The organism is Delftia sp. ZNC0008 (genome assembly GCF_000799035.1).
GTDB classification, from domain to species: Bacteria; Pseudomonadota; Gammaproteobacteria; order Burkholderiales; family Burkholderiaceae_C; genus Comamonas; species Comamonas tsuruhatensis.
Map to the genome: position 1 here is coordinate 1 of NZ_JTKZ01000929.1, position 326 is coordinate 326.

The 326-nt window shown below is 68.1% G+C and carries 1 protein-coding gene; it reads left to right on the forward strand.

What is annotated here, in order from left to right; genetic code table 11:
• Positions 1-326 (forward strand): AMP-binding protein (locus L995_RS29965; RefSeq protein WP_047475091.1); only part of this gene is annotated, 326 nt, incomplete at both ends.

Here is a 326-nt window from a genome sequence, read left to right on the forward strand (position 1 = left end):
CCGCGTTGCAGCGCTCGGTGGAGATGGTGGTGGGCCTGCTGGCCATCCTCAAGGCTGGTGGCGCCTATGTGCCGCTGGACCCGGATTACCCGGCCGACCGGCTGGCGCACATGGTCGAGGACAGCGGCATTGCCCTGGTGCTGACGCAGGCTGCGCTGCGCGAGCGCATTCCCGGCGCTGCTGCGCTGCAGGTGCTGGAGATCGACATGCTGGACCTGTCGGGCGAACCCGATACCGATCCGCAGGTCGATGTGAACCCGGACAGCCTGGCCTATGTGATCTACACCTCGGGCTCCACGGGCCGTCCCAAGGGCGCGCAACTGAGC